This is a genomic window from Parabacteroides sp. Marseille-P3160 (genome assembly GCF_900162725.1).
In the GTDB taxonomy this organism is placed as follows: domain Bacteria; phylum Bacteroidota; class Bacteroidia; order Bacteroidales; family Tannerellaceae; genus Marseille-P3160.
Genome location: NZ_LT799418.1, coordinates 2,636,099 through 2,659,134, shown reverse-complemented (window position 1 = coordinate 2,659,134; position 23,036 = coordinate 2,636,099). Strand labels below are relative to the sequence as shown.

Sequence of the window (23,036 nt, the reverse complement as noted above, 5' to 3'; positions counted from 1 at the left end):
CTTTTTTCATGCATAACTATTGCGGCTTATATTCTTTATCCCATAGTGTGGTTTACCAGGCAAAAAGAGGATACCCGTTCATCGTACTGTTTACTTTTTGCCGAACGGCCACGATTGTCTTCTCGTCTTCCGGATGCGAAAGAACGGTATCAATCAATTCTACGATTTCGCCCATCAACGGCTCCTTGGCCCCACGGGTAGAGATAGCCGGAGTCCCAACACGAATGCCGGAAGTAAGGAAAGGAGAACGGCTGTCAAAAGGCACCATATTCTTATTAACAGTAATGTCGGCAGCCACCAAAACTTTTTCAGCCACCTTACCGGTCAAATCGGGAAATTTAGGGCGCAGGTCGATCAACATGCTATGGTTGTCGGTACCTCCGGAGATAATTTTATATCCTTTATCGATGAAAGCCTGCGCCATAGCGGCGGCGTTCTTTTTCACTTGGGTCTGGTAGGTCTTGTATTCGGGCTCCAGCGCTTCGGCAAAGGAAACGGCTTTCGCAGCGATCACGTGCTCCAGCGGGCCTCCCTGGATACCCGGGAATACAGCGGAATCCAGTAGTTGGGACATCTTTTTGATTTCTCCCTTTGGTGTTGTCTTTCCCCATGGATTATCGAAGTCTTTGCCTAAAAGGATGACTCCGCCACGCGGGCCGCGTAATGTTTTATGAGTAGTAGAAGTGACGATATGGGCATATTCCAGCGGATTGTTCAGCAATCCGGCGGCGATTAACCCGGCAGGATGAGCCATGTCGATCATCAGGATGGCACCGATCTTGTCTGCAATCTCGCGCATCCGTTTGTAATCCCAGTCTCGCGAATAGGCCGAACCGCCTCCGATAATGACTTTCGGGTGCTCCCGCAAAGCGACCTCTTCCATTTGATCATAATCCACACGCCCGGTTTCCTCTTTTACGTTATAGGCAACAGCACGATATAAGATACCGGAACTGTTAACAGGAGAACCGTGCGAAAGATGTCCTCCATGCGAAAGGTTCAAGCCGAGGAACGTATCGCCCGGATTCATGACAGCCAGCAAAACGGCAGCGTTAGCTTGGGCACCGGAATGCGGTTGTACATTTGACCATTCGGCATTAAACAGCTTCTTCAGGCGTTCGATAGCCCACGATTCGCTTTCGTCCACCACTTCACAACCTCCGTAATAGCGCTTACCCGGATATCCTTCCGCATATTTATTGGTCAGGCAACTCCCCATCGCCTGCATAACCTGGTCGCTCACAAAATTCTCCGAAGCTATCAACTCAATACCTTTCAGTTGACGTTGTCTTTCTCTTTCGATAATGTCAAAAATGATGTCGTCTCTTTTCATTCCTTTAAATTGATCTTATTTATATAGTAAAGTATACTTGCAAAAAGCATAAGGTGTTTGCAAATTTACCTTTTTTTTGATATCACACGATGATTCCGCTTAAAAAATAGCGCTTCCCGGCGAAAACGAACCAAAGGAGGAAAGGCCTTTTATGCTATTATTCGTTAATCGCCAAGAAAGAAGAAACTAAAAAAACTATATTTGCAAACTGACAAAATCGATAAGATAGATCCATGAATGAAACAGAAGCTAAGATAAAGGCGCTCCGTGAGGAATTGGAGCTTTATAATTACCAGTATTACGTTCTAAATACCCCCACAATTTCCGACCGGGATTTCGATTTCAAGCTAAAAGAGCTGGAGGCGTTGGAGAAAGCGCATCCCGAATACGCCGACCCTTGTTCGCCGACCCGACGCGTTGGCAGCGACCTCTCCAAAGATTTTGAACAGGTGACCCATCAGTATCCCATGCTTTCTCTGGGGAATACATATTCGAAAGAGGAAGTCAGGGATTTCTACGAACGGACGGCCCGCTTGTTGAACGAGCCTTTTGAGATTGTCGCCGAATTGAAATATGATGGTACTTCCATCTCCTTACTCTACGAGAAGGGAAGGTTGGTTCGCGCCATAACCCGGGGAGACGGCACACGTGGAGACGACGTGACGGTTAATGTCAGGACAATCCGATCCATTCCGCTGAAATTAAGGGGGAATGATTATCCTGAATCCATCGAGATACGGGGGGAAATCCTGCTTCCTTGGGCTGAATTCGACCGCTTGAACAAGGAACGGGAAGAACAGGAGGAGCCGCTTTTCGCCAACCCGCGGAATGCGGCGTCGGGAACATTGAAACAGCAGAATCCGGCCATTGTAGCCTCCCGCAAGCTAGACGCCTATTTCTATTATATTTTAGGAAAGGAACTGCCGGCTGATACGCATTACGATAATCTTCAAAAGGCGCGCAGCTGGGGAATAAAAATATCGTCCTTCATCCGCAAATGCATGACGTTGAGTGAGATCTTCAATTACATCGACCATTGGGATACGGAACGAAAAAAACTTCCGGTCGCTACCGACGGAATCGTACTGAAGGTGAACTCTCTCCGCCAGCAAAAGTTTCTGGGATTCACTGCTAAAAGCCCTCGCTGGGCCATTGCCTATAAATTCCAGGCCGAACAGGCTGTCACCCGCCTCAACCGGGTGACTTACCAGGTCGGGCGTACCGGCGTCGTTACTCCGGTTGCTAATCTGGATCCGGTCTTATTGGCCGGAACGACCGTAAAGCGCGCCTCTCTGCATAATGCCGACATCATCGAAAGCCTGGATCTGCATATTGGAGATAAGGTCTTCGTGGAAAAAGGCGGCGAGATCATTCCGAAAATAGTCGGAGTAGATACCGAAGCCCGCCCCATGTTGCTCGGCGAGAAAGTCCGGTTCATCCGGAATTGTCCCGAATGCGGAACGCCCTTGATCCGGCCGGAAGGGGAAGCGGCCTACTATTGCCCGAACGAATTGGGTTGTCCGCCTCAGATTAAGGGTAAGATCGAACATTTTGTTACCCGCAAGGCGATGAATATCAATATCGGGCCGGAAACGGTCGAAGATTTGTACAATGCCGGTTACGTCAAAGATGCCGCCGACCTTTATACGCTCAAAGCCGCCGACCTGCTCCGCTTGGAACGCTGGGCGGAAAAAAGCGCCCAAAACCTTATCACCAGCCTGGAAGAATCCCGGAAAGTTCCTTTCGAACGGGTGCTTTACGGTTTGGGAATCCGATATGTGGGCGAAACGGTCGCCAAACGGCTTGCCAAGGCTTTCCCGTCGATGGAAAAGCTGGAAGAGGCGAGTTTCGAATTACTGGTCGACGTGGACGAGGTGGGTGAACGGATTGCCCGCAGCGTGCTAAACTATTTCGCTGACGAACGGAACCGGGATCTGGTTTACCGGCTGAAAGAGGCGGGACTCTCGATGTCGGTTGCCGAAGAAACCCTGGCTGCACATACCGACAAACTGAAAGGCGCAACCATTGTCATCAGCGGTACTTTTGCGAAACATTCCCGAGAGGAATATAAAGCGATGATCGAACAGAACGGAGGAAAAAACAGCGGCTCCGTATCCGCTAAAACCGACTACATCCTGGCCGGGGAAAATATGGGGCCTGCGAAATTAGAGAAGGCGGAGAAATTAGGCATTAAGATTATTAATGAAGAAGACTTCTTAAATCTATTGGCAAAATGATACTCACTCCTTATTTTATAAAGAAAGAAATTCGAAAGAACAGCAAGGGAATACCCGAACGGGTACATTGTTACCGCTCACTGGATCAAATCAGAACCGTACTTTTACTATTCGACGCCCCAAAGCTGAATGAAATCCAACCCTGTATCCGGCAATTGGAAGAGCGGAACATAAAAGTAACATCCTGTGCATATACAAGAGAAAAGATCTCCGGTTGGCCTCCTTCCATCCTTCTAATTTATGAAAAGCAGGATGTCAACCGGTTGGGCTTTCCTTCCCCCAACTTGGAAAAACAGTTCCGGCAAATTCCGGCAGATTTATTAATCGACTTGACAGGCCTCCAATCGCATAGCATGCATCTGCTAATGCTAAAGCATCCGAGCCATTTTAAAGTCGGGACCAAACCGGCGGAAGGAGAGCAGTTGCATGACCTCTCCATTACGATGACAGATAAAAACGACATCAGCTACTTATTTGAACAGATTTTATTTTATTTGCAGTCGATCCGTTCAGAATAATATTATTTACGTACTTTTGTATTTGTAATAGAGGAATTATTTTTCCATGGCGAATATAGATTTAAGAGGAATGGGTGTAGCATTGATTACACCTTTCAAAGAAGATGAGAGTGTCGATTATGAGGCTTTGGTAAGATTAGTAGAGTTCCAGATCCAAAATGGAATCGATTACCTGGTAGTTTTAGGGACTACAGCCGAAACGCCGACTCTGACTGAAGAGGAGAAAAAAGAGATACTGCGTGTTGTCACGATGCAAGTACGCCGTCGAGTCCCGATCGTTTTAGGATTGGGAGGAAATTGTACGCGCCAGATTGTCGAAAAACTGCACAAGGATGATTTCAGCAATATCAATGCCATCCTGTCGGTTGTTCCTTATTACAACAAACCCTCGCAAGAAGGCATTTATCAACACTATAAAGCCATATCCGAGGCGACCGACCTGCCGGTCGTCCTATATAATGTGCCGGGACGTACCGGCGTTAATATGACAGCGGCAACCACTCTTCGCCTGGCGCGCGAATTTCCCAACATCGTAGCGGTCAAGGAGGCCTCCGGCAACATCACCCAGATGGATGATATCATAAAGAACAAGCCGGCCAATTTCAATGTGATTTCCGGTGACGATGGAATCACTTTTCCTTTAATTACGTTAGGTGCTATCGGAGTCATATCCGTCATCGGGAATGCCCTGCCGAAAGAATTCAGCAGGATGGTACGCCTCGCTTTGGCAGGGGATTATGAGAATAGCCGTACCATTCACCACGGCTTCACCGAACTTTTCGAGCTTCTATTTGTCGACGGCAACCCGGCCGGAGTAAAAAGCATGTTGAGCATGATGGGCTACATTCAAAACAAGCTGCGTCTCCCTCTGGTGCCTACCCGGATTACCACTTATGAGAAAATACGTGAAGTTCTCCGACGCCTCAGCATCAAATGCTGACAAATAATAGACCGTCCTTCTCACATTATTTTAATAAAGATCTTTTCGCCCTCTAACAAAATTGGTGTCAGGTTCATCTCACTGGAGAGATCTGCCTGACACCAACCTATATTTGCTTTAAATCCGAATGGCGAACATCTCAACGATCTACATCGTGCTCATCATTCATCATTATTTCTCATATTTGCTCGACACCACTTCCATCTTCATACTCTCTTTGTCTCTCCGGATCTTTACTGCAGAAGGAGACATTAAGTTCGTCATAGAAGTCGTTTGCGTTATATTATTCACCGTTCCGGTTTCCCGGGTCACAGGCACAACAACCAGACGAAGGTCTTCATCCGGGCTATTCTTTATATGAACTTTCAGGATATTGGATATATTTCCGAAATTATACTTCCGCGTCGAAGTTGTATACGTTATCGGGATAGCCAGGCTATTCACATCCGTATATCCTTTCTGGAAAAAGAAACTTAGGGAATCCTCCGGCATCAAGACGACGGTAGGAGGAGCCAAAAGCGGAAATTGAGTCTCTTCCTGCGGCATCGCCATCAATGAAAAAGACATATTGTTGATTACCCGGCCTTCCACCAAAGGAGCAATCTCCTTAGCCGGAATAACCAGCTTGGTCACCGCGCCGGCCGGCGTCTTCATGTAGACATAATCCGGATCGTTGACCAGTTTATCAAGCCCCATGTTCCTTACCCTGTTCAACTGGATGACTTCAGGGGTTGCATAAAATACTTCCTGAGTTTTTTTGATAACGACGGAATCCGCGACTCCCGAACTGGAGACAAGCGTGTCCCGGTAATGATAATAAATTGCGAAGGAAGAAGAATAAACATTCAGCATATTGCCTGATCCGAATGTGTTTGTAACGTAAATACCCGGGAAAAAGGCATTAAAAGCCGCCTGATTCTTAAAAGATGCCGGGTTATGGATCGTTTCATCATAAATCCGCTGTCCCAGAGATTTGTCCATCCGGATTCGTACATGAGGAGTGTAATAAAGGGAATCGGTCGTATCCGTAATCCCCCGGATCGAATCGGAAATACTTGCGTCATAGGCTGTATAGGTCTTAGCTCCGAGCGGTATGGAACGATCGCAGAATTTGCTCGGATCCACATTCGTATAATAGTTCTTTTCCAGGGCGGAGTTGACTTGGTAAACCTGTGCCCGCATCGGAGTCAGGGAATCTCCTACAGAACCGGAATAGACAATAAAAAAGTCGACCGAATCGATCTTACCGTCGACCGGCGTTTTTGCAAACTGATATTCATCCATGCAATAGAACTGACAGATATAATCCGCTTTCAGGTATCCGTAGGTAGGATCATAGATTTCCCCTAAAAGGCCTACCGTCGTCTTGGCATAAATCGAATCCAGCAAAACGGTCGATGCCTCTACTTGGAATGTATCCGTATAAACGCCTATCTCATCCTCTCCGGGTTGAATCGAACCTCCAACCAGATTTAAATCATCCTTACAGGCGCTAATCCACAAAATAGATAAAAGCGCTAATCCTAAAATAAAAGGCTTTGTATTCATCATTCGTTATTTGTTAGAATCCATCACTAAATCATAGAATTCATTGAAAGCGTCCACATACGTTTCCGGCGACTGATAGTCTAATTTGGGACACTTTTCATAAGCGGAAAAGTAAGAAGCCAGCTCCTTGTTGATTACCTGGCTTCCCTGGATGATACCATCGGAAAACTGCATGGCCAGTTTAGATAAGGCAACGAAATCAGTTCCTTCGCTCAAACAGGATAGGTCCTTAGCCGTCGCTCCGTCCAATTTCAGCTTTTTTACAAAAGATTCGCTAAACGGCTTTTTGAAATCATCGTCATAAATGGAATAAACCAGCTTCGTATCTTTGAAGCAAGGATCGTCGGCATACATTCTTCGGATATATAACGGGGTCAAAGCGGTAATCCATCCATGACAATGGATTAGGTCAGGTATCCAACGCAGTTTCTTTATGGTCTCAAGCACACCGCGGATATAGAATATCGAACGATCTTCATTATCGTCAAACTCTTCCCCCTTTTCATTCCAAAGCGTAGCCTTACGTTGAAAGAAGTCATCATTGTCAATAAAATAGACCTGCATCCGCGCAGATTGAATGGAAGCCACTTTGATGATCAGCGGATGATCCGTGTCATCTATGATTAAATTCATCCCGGAGAGACGGATTACCTCATGCAGTTGGTTACGGCGTTCGTTGATATTCCCATATTTAGGCATAAAAGTCCTGATTTCACGACCATGTTCTTGAATGCCTTGGGGAAGGTTTCTACATATTGTTGCAATTTCTGATTCTGGAAGGTAAGGCGTAATCTCTTGGGTAATAAATAAAATTCTTTTTGCATCCATTCGATAAAAAAGTTTATAAAGTCGAATACAAAGATAGTAAAAAAAAATGGTTAATAATCAAAGACATTTCGTGAATGATTCTTCAGCACCTTTTAAATAAACGTAAAACCCGCTGAAAAAGGAAAAGAGCTTTTCTTTTTTATCCCATAATTATTTATTTGCTTTGCACTCGAAAACGAACCTCAAATAGAATGAAAACAATTCAATCCATACAAGCGCTCAAATCGCTTTTGGATACGCTGCGCAAAGAGCGGAAGACGATCGGACTGGTTCCGACCATGGGAGCCTTACATCCGGGGCATCTCAGTTTAGTCAAACAAAGCAGGGCTGAAAACGATGTGACCGTCGTCAGCATTTTCGTCAATCCGACCCAATTTAACAACCAACAGGATCTTCAGACCTATCCCCGTACGCTGGAGGCCGATTGCCGTTTACTGGAAGCCGCCGGCTGCGACCTGGTTTTCGCACCGTCCGAAACTGAAATGTATCCGGAGAAGGATATCCGTGTATTCGACCTCGGAGCGGTAGCGAAAGTGATGGAAGGCAAATTCCGTCCGGGACACTTTAACGGTGTGGCACAGGTAGTCAGCAAGCTGTTTTATATCGTAGAACCCGACCGGGCCTATTTCGGAGAAAAAGACTTCCAGCAGATCGCGGTCATCCGCCGGATGGTGCAACTATTGAATCTCCCTGTCGAAATCCGCACCTGCCCCATTATCCGCGAAAAAGACGGACTGGCACTCAGCAGCCGTAATACGCGCCTGACCGCCGGGCAGCGTCAAATTGCCCCCCGGATTGCTGCCACATTAAAAGAAAGCGTTACCTTTGCAAAAGGAAAATCCGTCAAGGAGGTAATAGACTTCGTCGTCGACACCCTGAATAGACAACCCGGACTGGAGGTGGAATATTACGAGATTGTTGACGGCAGTACACTGCAACCCATCGAAAAATGGGAGGAAAGTACGGAACCGGTCGGCTGTATAGCCATATATTGCGGGGATGTACGATTGATCGATAATATAAAATATAAAAGAATTACAACCTGAAAGGTCATGTTTATAGAAATTGTAAAATCAAAAATTCATCGCGTCACGGTCACCGAAGCCAATCTGAATTATATTGGCAGCATTACCATCGATGAAGAGCTGATGGATGCCGCTAACCTGATTGCTAACGAGAAAGTACATATCGTAAATAACAATAATGGCGAACGTTTCGAGACTTATGTAATCAAAGGAGAACGGGGAAGCGGAGTGATCTGTCTCAACGGCGCAGCCGCCCGAAAGGCACAACCGGGCGATATCATCATTATTATGTCATATGCACAGATGGACTTCGAAGAAGCCAAGCGTTTTAAACCGGCTGTGATATTTCCGGACACAAGAACCAACAAATTGATTTGAGCCGACTTTCTTTCTGAAAATAAAACGAAAAGGCCTGTCGATCGAAGTCAGGCCTTTTTTGTAATAATCACACAAGGCATGTATACAAACAAACAGATCTGGAACGTCAGTTATCCTATTTTTCTAAGCCTTCTAGCACAAAACATCATTAATATCACCAATACAGCATTCCTCGGACGCGTAGGGGAAGTCGAACTGGGCGCCTCCGCCTTGGGAGGACTCTATTATATCTGCGCCTTCACGATTGCCTTCGGTTTCAGTATAGGCTCCCAAATTGTCATTGCCCGCCGGAACGGGGAAGGTAACTACCAAGCGGTAGGGCCGGTGATGATCCAGGGAATCTTTTTCCTGTTAATCCTGGCGGCTTTTATTTTCTCGATTTCCCGTCTCTACGGACATCAGATTATGGGCCTTATGATTTCTTCCGACGCCATTCTTCACAAAACGGTGGAATACCTGGATATTCGGGTCTTCGGATTCTTTTTCTCATTTGTCAACGTGATGTTCCGTTCTTTATTCGTCGGAATTACGCGAACCAAGGTTTTGACCTTAAACGCCATAGTGATGGCCATTACGAATATCATCCTGGACTACCTGCTTATCTTCGGGAATGCAGGCTTGCCGGAGATGGGCATTCAGGGAGCGGCGATAGCTTCGGTAGCAGCCGAAGCGGTTTCCATCCTTTTCTTTGTACTTTATACCTACTTCACTGTAGATCGTCGAAAGTATGCATTGAACAAAATCCGTTCGTTCAGTTTCAAACTGCTCCGGCATGTATTGGGTATCTCCATTTTTACCATGTTCCAATATTTTATATCGATGAGCACCTTCTTTCTGTTTTTCATTGCCGTGGAGCATATCGGGCAGCGGGAATTGGCTATCGCCAATATCGTACGCAGCGTATATATCGTTCTCTTTATCCCGATCAATGCCCTGTCGACGACAACCAATTCCTTCGTCAGCAACGCTATCGGAGCCGGAAAAATTAACGAAGTACTGCCGACTATCCGGAAAATCGCAAAGATATCATTCCTCATTATGAGCTTTTGCGCAATAGCCATCACACTTTTCCCCCAGTTGGTCTTGTCGGTATACACGAACGATCCCTCCCTCCTCGCCGACTCGGTACCCTCCATTTATGTTATCGCTATCGCCATCATACTGAGTTCTGTCGGCAGCATCTTTTTCAGCGGAATATCCGGCACAGGCAATACACGTTCTGCTTTCATACTGGAATTATTGACGCTAAGTATCTATTGTACACATTTATATATTTTCGCTATCCACATGAAGCAGCCGGTAGAGATCTGTTTTACCACCGAGATCGTTTACTTTGGCATTTTACTGATAACAAGCGCCTTGTATCTAAAATATGCCGATTGGCAAAAGAAAAAGATTTGATAGAGAATCTTTTATGAATTAGTGCTGTTGCATTAACTTAAAATATCTATCTGTAATATGCAGATAGAATCGATCTTTGATTTTTTGAAATTATTTGTCTGTGCTTGAAAGTCCGCAAGGGAAAACTTTATCATTTAGGCATCATCGTTTGTCTCAGACAAAGAAACGCCTTCGTAAGAGTGTATAAGCATATTCCAAGGCATTAGCATCGGATATTATTATTTTTTTGTCTTTCCTTATTGCATCTTCCAAAATATTTGTACCTTTGCACGCAGAAAAGAAAAAGCGGGATGTAGCACAGTTGGCTAGCGCGCCACGTTCGGGACGTGGAGGTCGGACGTTCGAATCGTCTCATCCCGACCAAAGGCTGAATCGAAAGGTTCGGCCTTTATCATTCATAGGGCATGATATAGAGAGAATGTTATCACCTGTTAGGAACAATCATCACCGGAAGAGGCGAATGTAAAACGATAAATTGTGCGACACTTCCCATTACCCAAAGGGAAAGTCCGCCTTTTCCGTTCATACCCGTAACAATCAAATCAGCCTCCCAGTTTGCCGCAATTTTAAGAATCGTTTCTTTTGGCAGACCTTCAGGCATAAATTTCAAAGTCTCCTTTTTTTGATTATTAAGTAATATTAATTGATCTAATGCCTCTTGCGCTTCCTTTTTCAACACCAATAATGCTTCGTCCGGCATAATTCCCGTATCAGGATTACCAATCGCTTTTGATTTATCCACGACAAAGATTAGGGCAGCTTCAGCTTGAAGCTGTGCAGCTAACTCAAAACCCTTTCGTGAAACATTCATTGAATTTTCCCTATTGTCTACAGCAATCAGGATTTTTTTATAACTCATTGTATTATTAATTTAGATAGTATGTTCCCAACCCATAACATTATAAATCCCAGCACGATACTGGCACTTATATAAAAAGCTAAAGTCCAGTAGTTACCTGTTTCAAACAAGTTCAAATTCTCCGCAGAGAACGTTGAAAAGGTAGTATATCCGCCACAAAAACCGACTATCAGCAATAGTCGAAGTTCATCATTAAATGATGTAAATCGGGAAAACAGGCCCATCAAGAATCCGATAATGAGGCAACCCGAAATATTTATCAGAAATGTACCCAAAGGAAAAGTATGTGGAAAATGCCTTGTAATCCATAAAGAACCAAGATAACGAAGTACACTCCCGAGACTTCCCCCTAAAGCGACTAATACCATACGTTTAAACATGCTTTACCTATTATTTTTGAATGTTTTCTTTCCTGCAAAAATAGAATTATTTGCAAGAGCATGTTCAATTCGCAAAAACCGGTTGAATTTCTCGACGCGTTCTCCCCGACATCCACTTCCTGTCTTTATATGTCCGGCATTCAGACCTACCGTTAAATCGGCTATGAAAGTGTCCACCGTTTCACCGCTACGATGGGAAACAAAACAATTATATCCATGAGTCCTGGCAAGCTCTATCGTCTCCAATGTTTCCGTGACTGTCCCAATTTGATTCAGTTTAATAAGAATAGAATTTGCGATCTTTTCATCAATCCCTTTCTGTAATATTTCCTTATTTGTACAAAAGAGATCATCACCGACCAATTCTATCTTATCTCCTAACTCTCGGGTAAGATTTTGCCAGCCTGACCAGTCATTTTCTGCCAATCCGTCTTCAAGCAAGACAATCGGGTATTGCCGGATCCAATTTTCCCACATTTCTATCATTTCGTCGCTGGACAGAGATTTTCCCGAACTTTTATACAACTTATATTTGCCATTATCCCATAATTCGCTGGTCGCCGGATCAAGGCAGATGCTTATGTCCGTACCAGGCTTATAGCCTGCTTGGGTTATGCCTTCAAGTATTATTTCTATCGCTTCTTCATTCGATTTCAAATTGGGGGCAAAACCTCCTTCATCTCCGACACCTGTACTATAACCTTTTCCATTCAAAACTGATTTCAGCGAATGAAACGTTTCTTCTCCCATGCGTATGGCTTCTTTGAAAGATGACGCATTATGAGGAGCAATCATAAACTCCTGAAAATCCACATTGTTGTCGGCATGCTTTCCACCATTGATTACATTCATACAAGGAACAGGAAGTACATAGGCATTACTTCCGCCTAAATATTGGTACAAGGGAGTTTTTGTACTCAACGCCTTGGCACGGGCATAAGCCATTGAAACGGCAAGAATCGCATTAGCGCCAAGTTTTGATTTATTCGGCGTCCCATCCAAATCTATCATAAGAGAATCAAGTTCGCGTTGGCTGATAAAACTTTTACCGATAATTTCTTTTGCAATAATCGTGTTTACATTCTTTACAGCCATTAATACCCCTTTCCCCTTATAACGTTTTTTATCGCCGTCGCGAAGTTCAGTGGCTTCTCTTTCTCCTGTTGACGCTCCGCTAGGAACCATTGCACAAGCTTGCGTTCCGTCTTCCAATGTTAAATCGGCTTCTACCGTAGGATTTCCTCTTGAATCTAGAATCTCAAGAGCTTCAACTTTTGTAATCTTCATAATCTGAATTGTTTAATTAATATATTATGTAACATGTAAAGGGGCTGCACCAAAAGAAGATCCTGTCAAAAATCATAACTATGAATGCGCGCAATCATAACTATGAATCCACTTGTTCATAACTATGACTGCACTTACTCACTACTATCATTTTTTCAGTTAATAAACGATGACTTTTGACGCACCCTTGTATATCATCATTTTTGCTTTCGGATATTATTCGACGGATTGGATAGCCTATAGATACAAAATTCCTACTCATAATCATTATAGATTAAAATAAGTAGGAACTATCAGCTACTTTATTAGCGGTTTATAACAGGGAAGTCCCATTCCCTTTATTGAATTTCACACGACAAAGATAAAAAACATTTCCGGCCAAATGAAAAATCAATTAAATAATATCATAAAAAGGAGAAAGAGTACATTTTGCTGTAAAGACCTAAAGGGAATATGCTATTTATAAAAGCATTTTCTCAATCATCCTTTACCGATCGATATAAGTTTAAGAAAAATATTACACATTTCTTTTTATCTTTGAAAACGCAATTAAATAAAGAAATGAATGAAAAAAATAAATTTTATCTTTCTTATATTACTGTTTCTTTCCTCCTGTATCCAAGAAGAGCCTAAAAACCCGGAAGCGGATATCTTGTCTTTCTTGGTACCGGAATGGAATATAAACTACGGGGAGAATTATTTTTCGGGACTTACGGGAAACGATTTGGACATTTCCGTCTTTGCCGCCCAAACAAGCATTACAAATACGAAAATTGTTCCCCAAATAACGATCACTCCCGGAGCGACGATCACTCCTTCACCTACAGTTGAACAGGATTTTAAAGAACCCATCACATACACCGTTACCTCGGAAAACGGTAAAACAATACGCCGGTATACATTCTCCGTGATCTATAGATTACAGGCAGAATACGACTTTGAGCATTGGGAAACCAACCAGACGGCAAATAAGGGGTATGAAACACCGGTCGAATATATCGATGGAACCAAACAGACAATCTGGGATTCGGGAAATCCGGGAGTGGCCATCTATATGAATGGCAATGCAGCTGATTTCCCCACCCATTCGACGACTGTTATGACAGCCGAAGGCCAATATGCAGCGGAATTGATTACCAAGCAAGGACCGGGAAATATTCTCGGCATCCAATATATTCCTATCGTATCGGGTTCGTTGTTCATCGGAAAATTGATTCCGCTTAATGCATTGAATAATCCCCTTACCGCCACTCAATTCGGTACGACTTACACTTTCAGTGAAATGCCGGAACGATTGACCGGATATTATTATTACCGCCCGGGAACAGGGGATTATATTTATGTGAATCCGAACGACAAATTCTCGTCTCTTTCCGACCCGAATAAAAAGGATATGTGCTCGCTTTATGCGATCTTATATGAGACAGACAACGACTATAAATTTACACTGGACGGAACGAATATCACGAGTGATCCAAGCATCGTCTCTATGGCCGTTTTACCGGATGAATTACGGAAAGGCTCTCCCGGAACAGGCTTGTATGCTTTCGATATTCCGTTTGAACTGAAGGTCGACCCCTCCACTGTTGACCTGGAAAATAAACATTACAAAATTGCAATTGTCTTTGCCGCCAGTTACGATGGAGACAAATATGCCGGAACCCCGGGAAGCAGGCTTGTCGTAGACAATGTAAAACTAATTATCCAACCGAATCTGAAAAAATGAAAACGACCTATCCAATTATATTATTTATTGCCTGCTGGATGACGATCCCATATATGAAAGCTCAGGAGCAGTCTTCTGAAAAGAGGGAATATCATCTTTTGGTAGGACTGAATATCGGAGGCACGACTCCGATTCCCCTTCCCCGGGAGATAAGGAAAATAAATTCGTACCAGCCTGGACTGCAACCGGTTTTGGCCCTGCGCGCCACACATTGGCTTGGGAGTTATCCGGGATGGGGCATAACCTCCGGACTTTATATTGATTATAAAGGATTTGAAGAAGAATCCGAGGTAAAATATTGGTATACGAACTTGCAGGTAGGGGAAGGAGAAGCAGCCGGGACTTATTCGGGAACGTTCTCCGGAAAAAATAAGTCAAAGGTGAAAAACGGTTATTTTACCATTCCGCTCATGGCTTCTTACCGCCCATTTGATGGATGGACCTTTCATTTGGGAGGCTACTTCTCCTGGATGCATACGTCTAAATTCGAGGGAACCGCTTCGGATGGATATATCCGCAACGGAGGTCCCAACGGAAGTAAGACGATCATCGAATCGGCAACCTTCGATTTCAGCGACAAAGAGAAAGATATCGATGCTGGTTTGTTGGCTGCCGCAGACTGGAACTTCTACCGACGCCTTTCGCTGACCTGCCAGCTGAACTATGGCCTGATTCCGGTTTTCCCCTCTGATTTTAAAGGTGTTTCCTATTCGATGTACAATATCTATTTCACGATTGGATTTTCATACAAACTATAAGAGACAATGAATTACAAAAATTGGGTATTTTGCTGCGTCACCTTATTTTACAGTATGGTAACGCAGGCACAAAACAACTTTGACGCCTTTTTCGAGAAAAAAAGCTTGCGAGTTGATTTCGCATTGAGCGGTAATGTGGAAGAACAGTCTGCCGCACTCCGGCAATTGCGGGAAGAGCCGGTATGGGGCGGCCCGGTAAAAAATCTGATCGACAAGTTCATATACGGCAGCAACTACATTAACCTCTATGACAAGCAGAGTGGCCGGTTAATTTACTCAAGGGGTTTCAATACGCTCTTTGATGAATGGATAACAACCGACCAGGCGAAGAACGAAACCCAGTCCTGGGATAATTCCGTTTCTGTCCCTTTCCCAAAAAGAACAATCATTCTGGAAATCACGGCAAGAGAACGAAAAACAAATAAATTTCATCCTTTGCTGCGGATGGATGTCGATCCCGGCAGTATTTTTATCGATAAAGGGAAATTAAAGGAGAATAAAATTGCAAGAATCCAACATAAGGGAGATCCGGCTGAAAAAGTCGACCTTGTCTTTATCGGTGAAGGCTATACAGCCTCCGAGCAAGAAAAATTTGAAGCGGACGCCCGGCGTTTTACCGAATTGCTTTTCAAGACAGATCCCTATGGCAGCCGGCGGGATGATTTTAATGTATGGGCGGTAGGTGTTGTTTCCGAAGAATCCGGTACGGACTCCTCCGGGAAAGGAATCTTCAAAAACACAGCATTAAATTCCGGTTACTATACCTTCGGCATCGATCGTTATCTGACCACTCCGGATATGAGATCCATCAGGAACGCCGTCTGGAACATTCCCTGCGATGCCATCTTTATCCTTGTCAACGTCCAAACCTACGGAGGGGGCGGGATGTATAATTTTTATGCTATCGGAACCGCCGATAACGAAAAAACGGCTCACGTCTTCGTCCATGAGTTCGGGCATAGCTTTGCCGGCCTAGCAGATGAATATTTCTCTTCGGAAGTTGCTTATAATGATTTCTATCCGCTCAATATGGAGCCGTGGGAGCCCAATATCACAACCCTGATCGATTTCGACAGCAAATGGAAAGACTTGCTACCGGCCGGCACCCCCATCCCGACTCCATTGACGGATGCCTATAAGGATAAAGCAGGTGTCTTCGAAGGAGGAGGATATGTGTCCAAAGGAGTCTACCGCCCGATGGATCATTGCATGATGAGGGATTATCATCCGTTCTGTCCCGCCTGCCAGAGAGCGATCCTCCGGATGATTGATTACTTATGTGATAAAGACTATTAAGGTCTTATTGCTGCAAGGAGCGGACAGCATGCAAATCATTACACAAATATGATGTTCGATTCAACGAAATTGAGTACTTTTGCAGAAAAATATAAAATCCTCCAAACATTTTAAAATATGGCAATCTATTTAGATGATGTATCAAGAACTTTTGGTGAATATCTCCTGATTCCAGGATTGACAACTAAGCAATGTGTACCTTCCAACGTCTCATTAAAGACACCGCTCGTAAAATATCGGATCACAGAAAAGCCTGCAATAGAACTTAATATACCTTTTGTTTCGGCGATCATGCAATCGGTTTCCGGCCCTGAACTGGCTATCGAGCTGGCACGAAACGGAGGATTATCTTTCATCTTCGGTTCCCAGCCGATCGACTCCCAAGCGGAGATGGTACGAAAAGTAAAGAAGTTTAAGGCGGGATTTGTTATAAGCGATTCAAACTTAACGCCTGAGCATACATTGACCGATGTAGTCACCTTAGTGAAAAAGACGGGACACTCTACGATCGGAATTACAGATGACGGTAGCGCCAACGGAAAATTACTCGGTGTTGTCACCAGCCGGGATTACCGGGCAGAAAGAGAAGCGGGAGATATGAAAGTAAAGGAATTCATGACACCGTTTTCCAAATTGATTGTCGGTGATTTGGGTATAAGCCTGAGCGAGGCCAACCAAATTATCTGGGATCACAAACTGAATTCATTGCCGATCATCGACTCGGATCAACGATTGGTTTATTTCGTTTTCCGTAAAGACTATGACAGTCATCGCAATAATCCGGCTGAATTGTCCGACAGTACCAAAAAACTGCTGGTAGGTGCCGGAATCAACACGCGGGACTACAAAGAACGTGTACCGGCATTGGTAGAGGCCGGAGTCGATGTCTTATGTATCGACTCTTCGGATGGCTATTCCGAATGGCAATCCGATACGATCCTCTGGATCAAAGAACAATACGGCGACCTATTGAAAGTAGGAGCCGGTAATATTGTCGACGAGGAAGGCTTTGAATATCTGGTGAATGCCGGAGCCGATTTCATCAAAGTGGGTATCGGAGGCGGTTCTATCTGCATCACCCGCGAACAAAAAGGAATCGGACGAGGACAGGCGACCGCATTGATCGACGTTGCTCATGCACGTGATAAATATAAGGAGAAAACAGGCCTCTACATTCCTATCTGTAGTGATGGCGGGTTGGTACATGATTACCATATGATGTTGGCATTGGCTATGGGAGCCGATTTCCTGATGATGGGACGTTATTTTGCCCGCTTTGACGAATCTCCGACAAAGAAATTAAAGATCGGCAATAATTATGTCAAAGAATACTGGGGCGAAGGTTCCAATCGTGCCCAAAACTGGCAACGCTATGACATGGGAGGAACGGAATCACTGAAGTTTGAAGAAGGGGTAGACAGCTACGTTCCCTATGCCGGCAAGATGAACGATAACCTGTCCATAACTTTAGGCAAACTCAAAGCGACTATGTGTAGTGTGGGGGCAATTACAATCCCCGAACTTCAGAAAAATGCGAAAGTGACATTGGTTTCCTCCACCAGTATTGTCGAAGGAGGCGCTCACGATGTCATCTTAAAAGAACAAAAATAAAAGAAGGAAAAAAGGAAAGGCGACTTATAAAAATAAGCCGCTTTTTCATTTTATAAGCAAATAACGATCATAACAAAAAGACAAGCATCTTCCGAACGTGAGTTTGAATGTTGTTATGTCTCAAAATTTCAAACCTATTTATCTATGGAGCAAAACAAAGCCCTGTGCGATCGACCGAACGCTAGGAGGGTTGTAGATTTAATTCTGGATGTCAGTGTCTTACTTATTGAATCCGGAGCCCATTGCGGAAGGATCAGCCGAAATGTGAAACGCCTGGCTGACACGCTGGAGTTTAAAGTAGAGTTATTCATTTCTTTTTCAGGAATCTGCGCAACCGTAATTGATAATTATAATCCGGATAATACATACAGCCGTATCCGGAATGTCAGCAAACAAGGTATTCATTATTCAATTGTTACAGAAATCAGTTTACTTACATGGGATGCTTACGAAAAGCATGCAAGCATCGATGAAATCGAATGGAAAGTCCGATTGGCTCGTCAGGCCCCGAAACATAATATATGGATGATCCGTCTTTTCATCGCTTTGGCATCCGGCAGTTTATGTCTTTTGGCCGGAGGAGATTGGGTAGACGGAACTTTTGGCTTTTTTGCCGGACTATTAGGATTAGTTACCCGGCAAATCGTATTGAAAAAGGGCTTCAACCAAATGCTTTCCATCGCATTAGGTTCTTTTGTAGCCACTTGCGTTACGAGCCTGGATATGATAACCCAACTAGGAGCTTCTCCCGAAAAAGCGGTGGCTACCGGCGTTTTATTTTTGATTCCGGGAGTGCCTTTGATCAACTGTGTCATCGATTTGATACAGGGCTTTTTTACAGCGGCAATCGCACGCGGCGCTTATGGGGGATTCATATTGCTTAGCATTGCTATCGGGATGTTTTTCAGTATGACACTTTTCGGATTACATAACTTTTAAAAGATAAGATAAGATGACTATTTTTCAAATACTATCGGATGTGTTTTTCGCCTTTTTCGTGGCTGTCGGTTTTGCCATGATTTTTGAAACGCCCAAACGAGCGCTTCCCATCGCCGGGATATTAGGGGGAATCGGGCATTGTATCCGCAGTCTGATGGTCGTTTATGGATGTGAGCTCGTACCTTCGACTTTTTGTGGAGCGGTAACAATTGGGATATTAGGTATTTTCTGTGCACACTTAATCCATACGCCGCCCGTTGTTTTTACCTTACCGGCCTGTATTACGATGATTCCGGGACTCTATGCATATCGTACTATTCTCGGGCTTATCCAGATTTTCAACGAAGGCCCGGATGTCGAACAAAGCCATTCCTTACACGAAACTGCTTATAATTTCATCCTGACGTCCAGCCTGCTTTTCTGTCTGGCTATCGGAATATGCATCGCAATGCTACTATTCAGGAAGAAAAGCGTCAAAAATATGCGATTCAAACAGTTGAAAGGAATAAAGAAATTCAGATTGAAGTTATTCTAATAAAAAAAGATCCCATTAAGAATTGCTACTTAATGGGATCTTTTTTTATTAGAATATTCCGTAACCTTCGTTATTTTCCACTCGGATTGAAGTTATATCCATATCCTGTACGATTGATTATATAATCGCCATATCTCCCTATTTTTTTGCGAAGGCGGGTGATATGTACATCGACTGTCCGGTCTAATACGACCCCGTTTCCTTCCCATGCTTTTCCTAAAATCTCGGTCCGGGAAAAGGTCTTGCCTTCATTTTGCATAAGCAAGACAAGAATATTAAATTCCGTTTTTGTCAGATCAATAACTTCCCCATCGGCGGTTACAATTTTGGAATCCAGATTAATGGTTAATCCTTCAACCGTTAACTCTTTATTGACCGGCAATTCATTCTGTTGTTCAGCCCTTTTCAGAACGCTCTTGACCCTTGCTATTACTTCCTTTATGGAAAAGGGTTTGGAGATATAATCATCCCCCCCGATAGAAAAACCGGTAAGCATATCGTTTTCGGTATCTTTGGCCGTCAGAAAGATGACCGGAATATTATTTCCCTGCTTCCGAAGAAGGTCCGCCATCTTGAAACCGGACATTCCGCCCATCATTATATCTAATAGAATGAGGCGATGGGTGGGCCTTAGAATCTCCAGCGCACTTTCCGCCGAATCAGCCAAATCAATCTTAAATCCTTCATGCTCCAAGTTGAATTGAAGGATTTCGCGAATATCCGATTCGTCATCTACAATCAGAATAGAGACGTCATTATTCTTTGTTTCCATGCCTGATGTCCTTCCCTTCTGTTAGATAAACAGTTGATTCCGCAATATTCGTTGCACTATCACCGACACGTTCCAAATTATGGGCGATTGAATTCACATTGATAATCTGGATGATTTCCTTTTTAGTCAACTCTTTGGAAGCATAGATATCTTGCAGCAGAATACCGCTTCTATGAAACAAAGCATCGACCTTGTCATCTTCTTCGATAACCTGGTAAGCCGTATAGCTATCTTCATTGGAAAAAGAAATGATTGCTTTACGTAACATTTCGCTGACATACTGCAACATATCCTGCAAAAGTTTCTTAATCGGTACAAAGTCCGAAGAAGACAAATCCGTTTCCCGAAGAAAATAAATTACATTTAACAGCATATCTCCGACACGCTCCAGATTGGTCGTGATATCCTGATAGGTAATGATTTTCCGGAGATCGGATGCCTTCGGAGTAAATTTAAATACAGTAAAAACGACCTCTTCCCGTATTTTAATTTCCAACCGATCGATTATTATCTCATTGGATTCCGCATCTTCATACAGAGCGGCGTTCGCATTGTCCGTCAATACTTTCGTCACAATCTGTAACTGTAACAATGCCGTTTTTGACAATAACTCGAAATCATGTAATAAGATTTCAAGTTGTTTTTGTTTCATATTAATTGCCATAGCTCCCTCCCTTTTCTCTTTTTATCCGAATTGACCTGTCAAATAATCCTCCGTCCGTTTGTCCTTCGGCTTTGTAAACATCTGTTTCGTATTATCATATTCTATTAATTCTCCTAAGTACATGAACATGGAATTATCCGACAGACGCGCCGCCTGTGACATATTATGAGTAACAATCACAATGGTGTATTGTTCTTTTAACTCCAAGATTAATTCTTCAATGCGATTGGTCGAAATCGGGTCTAATGCCGAGGTCGGTTCGTCCATCAACAAAAGTTCCGGTCTAAGGGCAATTGTCCGGGCGATGCATAGGCGTTGTTGCTGTCCGCCTGAAAGGAATGTCCCTTTCTTACCTATTGCATCTTTCACTTCACTCCAAAGTCCGACGCGTTGCAGGCTGCTTTCCACAAGTTCTTCTTTTTCCGATTTTGAAAGTTTAATATTATTCAGCATGTAACCGGAAAGTACATTCTCGCCAATGCTCATGGTCGGGAATGGATTCGGACGTTGAAAAACCATTCCGGCCAAACGGCGAACCTTCATCGGATTCATCTCAAAGATATTCTGTCCTTTCAAAAGGATCTCACCGGTAGTTGTGATACTTGGATAGAGCTCATGCAAGCGGTTGATTGCCCGCAGCAAGGTGCTTTTACCACAACCTGAAGGTCCCATAATTGCAGTAACGGTATTCGGCAGAATGTCTGCACTTACTTCGTTTACCGCATTCTTTCCAGGCGTGTAAGAAACCGACACGTCTTTTAGCTGAAGAATATAATCCTGTGATGACGGATTTTCTATTATATCTATTGTATTTTCCATCTACTGGCTACACTTTTTGCAAATATATTAACACCTAAGACAAAGAAAAGAAGTAAAAGAGAAGACGACCAAACTAAATCCGCTAAATTCGGATCATTATAGAATTCCCAGATCAAGAGGGAAATGGCACTGGTCGGTTGCGTCACATCCCAATTCACCATAGCGGCTCCTAAAGCTGTTACCAACAAGGGCGCCGTTTCTCCCGTCACTCTCGATATGGCAAGCAACGAACCGGTAAAGAGTCCCCCAAAAGCAGAAGGGAGGAGAATACGCAAAATAACGGACATATAAGAACCGCCTAATGCCAGTCCGGCCTCTTTTAATGACAGGGGAAGCATTTTCAAACTCTCTTCCGTCGAACGGATAACCATAGGCAACATCATGATCGCCAAGGAAATGCTACCTGCCAAGGCCGAATAACCATGCATAGGCTTTACAACCCAAGAATATACGATTATACCGATTACAATTGAAGGAATACCCTGCATAAGATCCGTAAGGCTGCGGATAAACTTTGCAAACCTCCGCTCTCCGTTCTCTGCTAAATAGATTCCTACAAGAATCCCCAAAGGTATGGCGATCATAATAGCTATGGACAGTATCAAAACGGTTCCTGTCAATCCGTTTAATATTCCACCGGGAATCAACTCATGATTCATTCGGGCTATCATGGCTTCCATCGTTGTCGGAGCAATTTCCGTAAAAAGGTTAAGATTTAGTTGCTTATATCCTTTCCGAAGCAATTCGGACAAAATAAGGAATAACGGAACCATCGTAACCGATGTTAGCAGGCAAATGCATCCGAACACGATCTTATCTTTGGCCAATCTGTAGCGGGCGCTGGTTTTATAGGTCTTTTTCATCGGCTTACCAATTTCATGATATATTTCGCTATAAAATTTATTGACGCTGTAATCAAAAACAACAATAAACCGATAGCCATCAAGGAACTGAGTTTTAAGCCGCTCGCCTCTCCGAACTGATTGGCTATAATACTGGCCATTGTATTCCCTGTATCGCCTATACTAAGTGCAATATTATTAGTGTTACCGATCAGCATCGTCACCGCCATCGTCTCTCCCAAAGCACGTCCGAAAGCAAGTACATAAGATGCAAATATGCCCGAACTCGCAACCGGAAGATTAACGGTTGTTATAACTTCCAGATTGGTCGCTCCCAAGC

General features: G+C 43.8%; 23 protein-coding genes, 1 tRNA gene and 1 riboswitch (1 of these 25 cut by a window edge). Of the genes, 13 read left to right on the top strand and 11 right to left on the bottom strand.

The window, feature by feature from the left end; all coding sequences use genetic code 11:
• Positions 1-52: 52 nt before the first annotated feature.
• Complete coding sequence (gene glyA, locus BQ8014_RS10530) at positions 53-1,333, bottom strand: serine hydroxymethyltransferase (RefSeq protein ID WP_080904296.1); 1,281 nt, start codon at positions 1,331-1,333, stop codon at positions 53-55.
• A gap of 233 nt (positions 1,334-1,566) precedes the next feature.
• Here glyA and ligA point away from each other — a divergent pair, with 233 nt between their 5' ends.
• The 3 genes from ligA to dapA are packed head-to-tail and all read left to right on the top strand — an operon-like array spanning position 1,567 to position 5,028.
• The gene (gene ligA / locus BQ8014_RS10525; protein WP_080904295.1) at positions 1,567-3,570 is read left to right on the top strand and encodes an NAD-dependent DNA ligase LigA; all 2,004 of its coding nucleotides are present in this window, start codon (positions 1,567-1,569) and stop codon (positions 3,568-3,570) included.
• Complete coding sequence (locus tag BQ8014_RS10520) at positions 3,567-4,088, top strand: DUF6913 domain-containing protein (RefSeq protein WP_080904294.1); 522 nt, start codon at positions 3,567-3,569, stop codon at positions 4,086-4,088. The genes ligA and BQ8014_RS10520 overlap by 4 nt, the downstream gene beginning before the upstream one ends.
• 46 nt (positions 4,089-4,134) lie before the next feature.
• A complete protein-coding gene (gene dapA / locus BQ8014_RS10515) occupies positions 4,135-5,028 on the top strand; it encodes a 4-hydroxy-tetrahydrodipicolinate synthase (RefSeq protein ID WP_080904293.1) in 894 nt (297 codons plus the stop codon).
• A gap of 171 nt (positions 5,029-5,199) precedes the next feature.
• On the opposite strand, the gene BQ8014_RS10510 is transcribed toward dapA, so the two are convergent.
• On the bottom strand, positions 5,200-6,579 hold the full coding sequence (locus BQ8014_RS10510) for a DUF4270 domain-containing protein (RefSeq protein ID WP_234998026.1): 1,380 nt from the start codon (positions 6,577-6,579) through the stop codon (positions 5,200-5,202).
• A 3-nt stretch (positions 6,580-6,582) separates the two neighbouring features.
• Positions 6,583-7,404, bottom strand: a complete 822-nt coding sequence (locus BQ8014_RS10505) for a glycogen/starch synthase (protein WP_080904292.1) — start codon at positions 7,402-7,404, stop codon at positions 6,583-6,585.
• A 191-nt stretch (positions 7,405-7,595) separates the two neighbouring features.
• Here BQ8014_RS10505 and panC point away from each other — a divergent pair, with 191 nt between their 5' ends.
• From panC to BQ8014_RS10485, 4 genes are all read left to right on the top strand, one after another.
• Complete coding sequence (gene panC, locus BQ8014_RS10500) at positions 7,596-8,450, top strand: pantoate--beta-alanine ligase (RefSeq protein WP_080904291.1); 855 nt, start codon at positions 7,596-7,598, stop codon at positions 8,448-8,450.
• A gap of 6 nt (positions 8,451-8,456) precedes the next feature.
• Positions 8,457-8,807 (top strand): aspartate 1-decarboxylase, encoded by a 351-nt coding sequence (panD, locus tag BQ8014_RS10495; protein WP_080904290.1) that lies wholly within the window; start codon positions 8,457-8,459, stop codon positions 8,805-8,807.
• A gap of 78 nt (positions 8,808-8,885) precedes the next feature.
• Positions 8,886-10,208: an MATE family efflux transporter gene (locus BQ8014_RS10490; protein WP_080904289.1), complete on the top strand. Its 1,323-nt coding sequence runs from the start codon at positions 8,886-8,888 to the stop codon at positions 10,206-10,208.
• 286 nt (positions 10,209-10,494) lie between these two features.
• Positions 10,495-10,571: transfer RNA gene (locus BQ8014_RS10485), tRNA-Pro, on the top strand.
• A gap of 61 nt (positions 10,572-10,632) precedes the next feature.
• Here the strand turns inward: BQ8014_RS10485 and BQ8014_RS10480 are convergent.
• From BQ8014_RS10480 to eno, 3 genes are read right to left on the bottom strand one after another with little or no spacing between them, the layout of a single operon-like run.
• The gene (locus BQ8014_RS10480; RefSeq protein WP_080904288.1) at positions 10,633-11,067 is read right to left on the bottom strand and encodes a universal stress protein; all 435 of its coding nucleotides are present in this window, start codon (positions 11,065-11,067) and stop codon (positions 10,633-10,635) included.
• Positions 11,064-11,435: a fluoride efflux transporter CrcB gene (crcB, locus tag BQ8014_RS10475; protein WP_234998120.1), complete on the bottom strand. Its 372-nt coding sequence runs from the start codon at positions 11,433-11,435 to the stop codon at positions 11,064-11,066. The genes BQ8014_RS10480 and crcB overlap by 4 nt, the downstream gene beginning before the upstream one ends.
• 15 nt (positions 11,436-11,450) lie before the next feature.
• Complete coding sequence (gene eno, locus BQ8014_RS10470) at positions 11,451-12,734, bottom strand: phosphopyruvate hydratase (RefSeq protein WP_080904286.1); 1,284 nt, start codon at positions 12,732-12,734, stop codon at positions 11,451-11,453.
• A gap of 277 nt (positions 12,735-13,011) precedes the next feature.
• Positions 13,012-13,080: riboswitch (Fluoride riboswitch) on the bottom strand.
• 219 nt (positions 13,081-13,299) lie between these two features.
• On the opposite strand from eno, the gene BQ8014_RS10465 reads away from it, so the two are divergent.
• From BQ8014_RS10465 to BQ8014_RS10440, 6 genes are all read left to right on the top strand, one after another.
• A complete protein-coding gene (locus BQ8014_RS10465; RefSeq protein ID WP_080904285.1) occupies positions 13,300-14,460 on the top strand; it encodes a PCMD domain-containing protein in 1,161 nt (386 codons plus the stop codon).
• Positions 14,457-15,218, top strand: coding sequence for an outer membrane beta-barrel protein (locus BQ8014_RS10460; protein WP_080904284.1), 762 nt, complete (start codon positions 14,457-14,459; stop codon positions 15,216-15,218). The genes BQ8014_RS10465 and BQ8014_RS10460 overlap by 4 nt, the downstream gene beginning before the upstream one ends.
• A gap of 54 nt (positions 15,219-15,272) precedes the next feature.
• Positions 15,273-16,514, top strand: a complete 1,242-nt coding sequence (locus tag BQ8014_RS10455) for a M64 family metallopeptidase (protein ID WP_087880503.1) — start codon at positions 15,273-15,275, stop codon at positions 16,512-16,514.
• 117 nt (positions 16,515-16,631) lie between these two features.
• The gene (locus BQ8014_RS10450; RefSeq protein WP_080904282.1) at positions 16,632-18,125 is read left to right on the top strand and encodes an IMP dehydrogenase; all 1,494 of its coding nucleotides are present in this window, start codon (positions 16,632-16,634) and stop codon (positions 18,123-18,125) included.
• A 144-nt stretch (positions 18,126-18,269) separates the two neighbouring features.
• Complete coding sequence (locus tag BQ8014_RS10445; RefSeq protein ID WP_080904281.1) at positions 18,270-19,064, top strand: threonine/serine exporter family protein; 795 nt, start codon at positions 18,270-18,272, stop codon at positions 19,062-19,064.
• Between the two features lie 13 nt (positions 19,065-19,077).
• The gene (locus BQ8014_RS10440; protein ID WP_080904280.1) at positions 19,078-19,599 is read left to right on the top strand and encodes a threonine/serine exporter family protein; all 522 of its coding nucleotides are present in this window, start codon (positions 19,078-19,080) and stop codon (positions 19,597-19,599) included.
• Between the two features lie 70 nt (positions 19,600-19,669).
• Here BQ8014_RS10440 and BQ8014_RS10435 read toward each other — a convergent pair whose 3' ends face one another.
• The 5 genes in view from BQ8014_RS10435 to pstC are tightly spaced (at most 33 nt apart) and all read right to left on the bottom strand, a layout consistent with a single transcriptional unit that may run on beyond the window.
• Positions 19,670-20,371 (bottom strand): response regulator transcription factor, encoded by a 702-nt coding sequence (locus BQ8014_RS10435; RefSeq protein ID WP_080904279.1) that lies wholly within the window; start codon positions 20,369-20,371, stop codon positions 19,670-19,672.
• A complete protein-coding gene (locus BQ8014_RS10430; protein ID WP_234998025.1) occupies positions 20,355-21,023 on the bottom strand; it encodes a phosphate signaling complex PhoU family protein in 669 nt (222 codons plus the stop codon). The genes BQ8014_RS10435 and BQ8014_RS10430 overlap by 17 nt, the downstream gene beginning before the upstream one ends.
• A 33-nt stretch (positions 21,024-21,056) precedes the next feature.
• A complete protein-coding gene (locus tag BQ8014_RS10425) occupies positions 21,057-21,854 on the bottom strand; it encodes a phosphate ABC transporter ATP-binding protein (protein WP_080904277.1) in 798 nt (265 codons plus the stop codon).
• Positions 21,839-22,717 (bottom strand): phosphate ABC transporter permease PstA, encoded by an 879-nt coding sequence (pstA, locus tag BQ8014_RS10420; protein WP_080904276.1) that lies wholly within the window; start codon positions 22,715-22,717, stop codon positions 21,839-21,841. Before pstA ends, BQ8014_RS10425 begins: the two co-directional genes overlap by 16 nt.
• On the bottom strand, positions 22,714-23,036 hold the end of the coding sequence (gene pstC / locus BQ8014_RS10415) for a phosphate ABC transporter permease subunit PstC (protein ID WP_080904275.1). The gene runs 526 nt beyond the window's last position; the window shows 323 of its 849 coding nt (coding positions 527-849); its start codon lies off the right edge, out of view — the gene reads right to left on this strand; its stop codon occupies positions 22,714-22,716. The genes pstA and pstC overlap by 4 nt, the downstream gene beginning before the upstream one ends.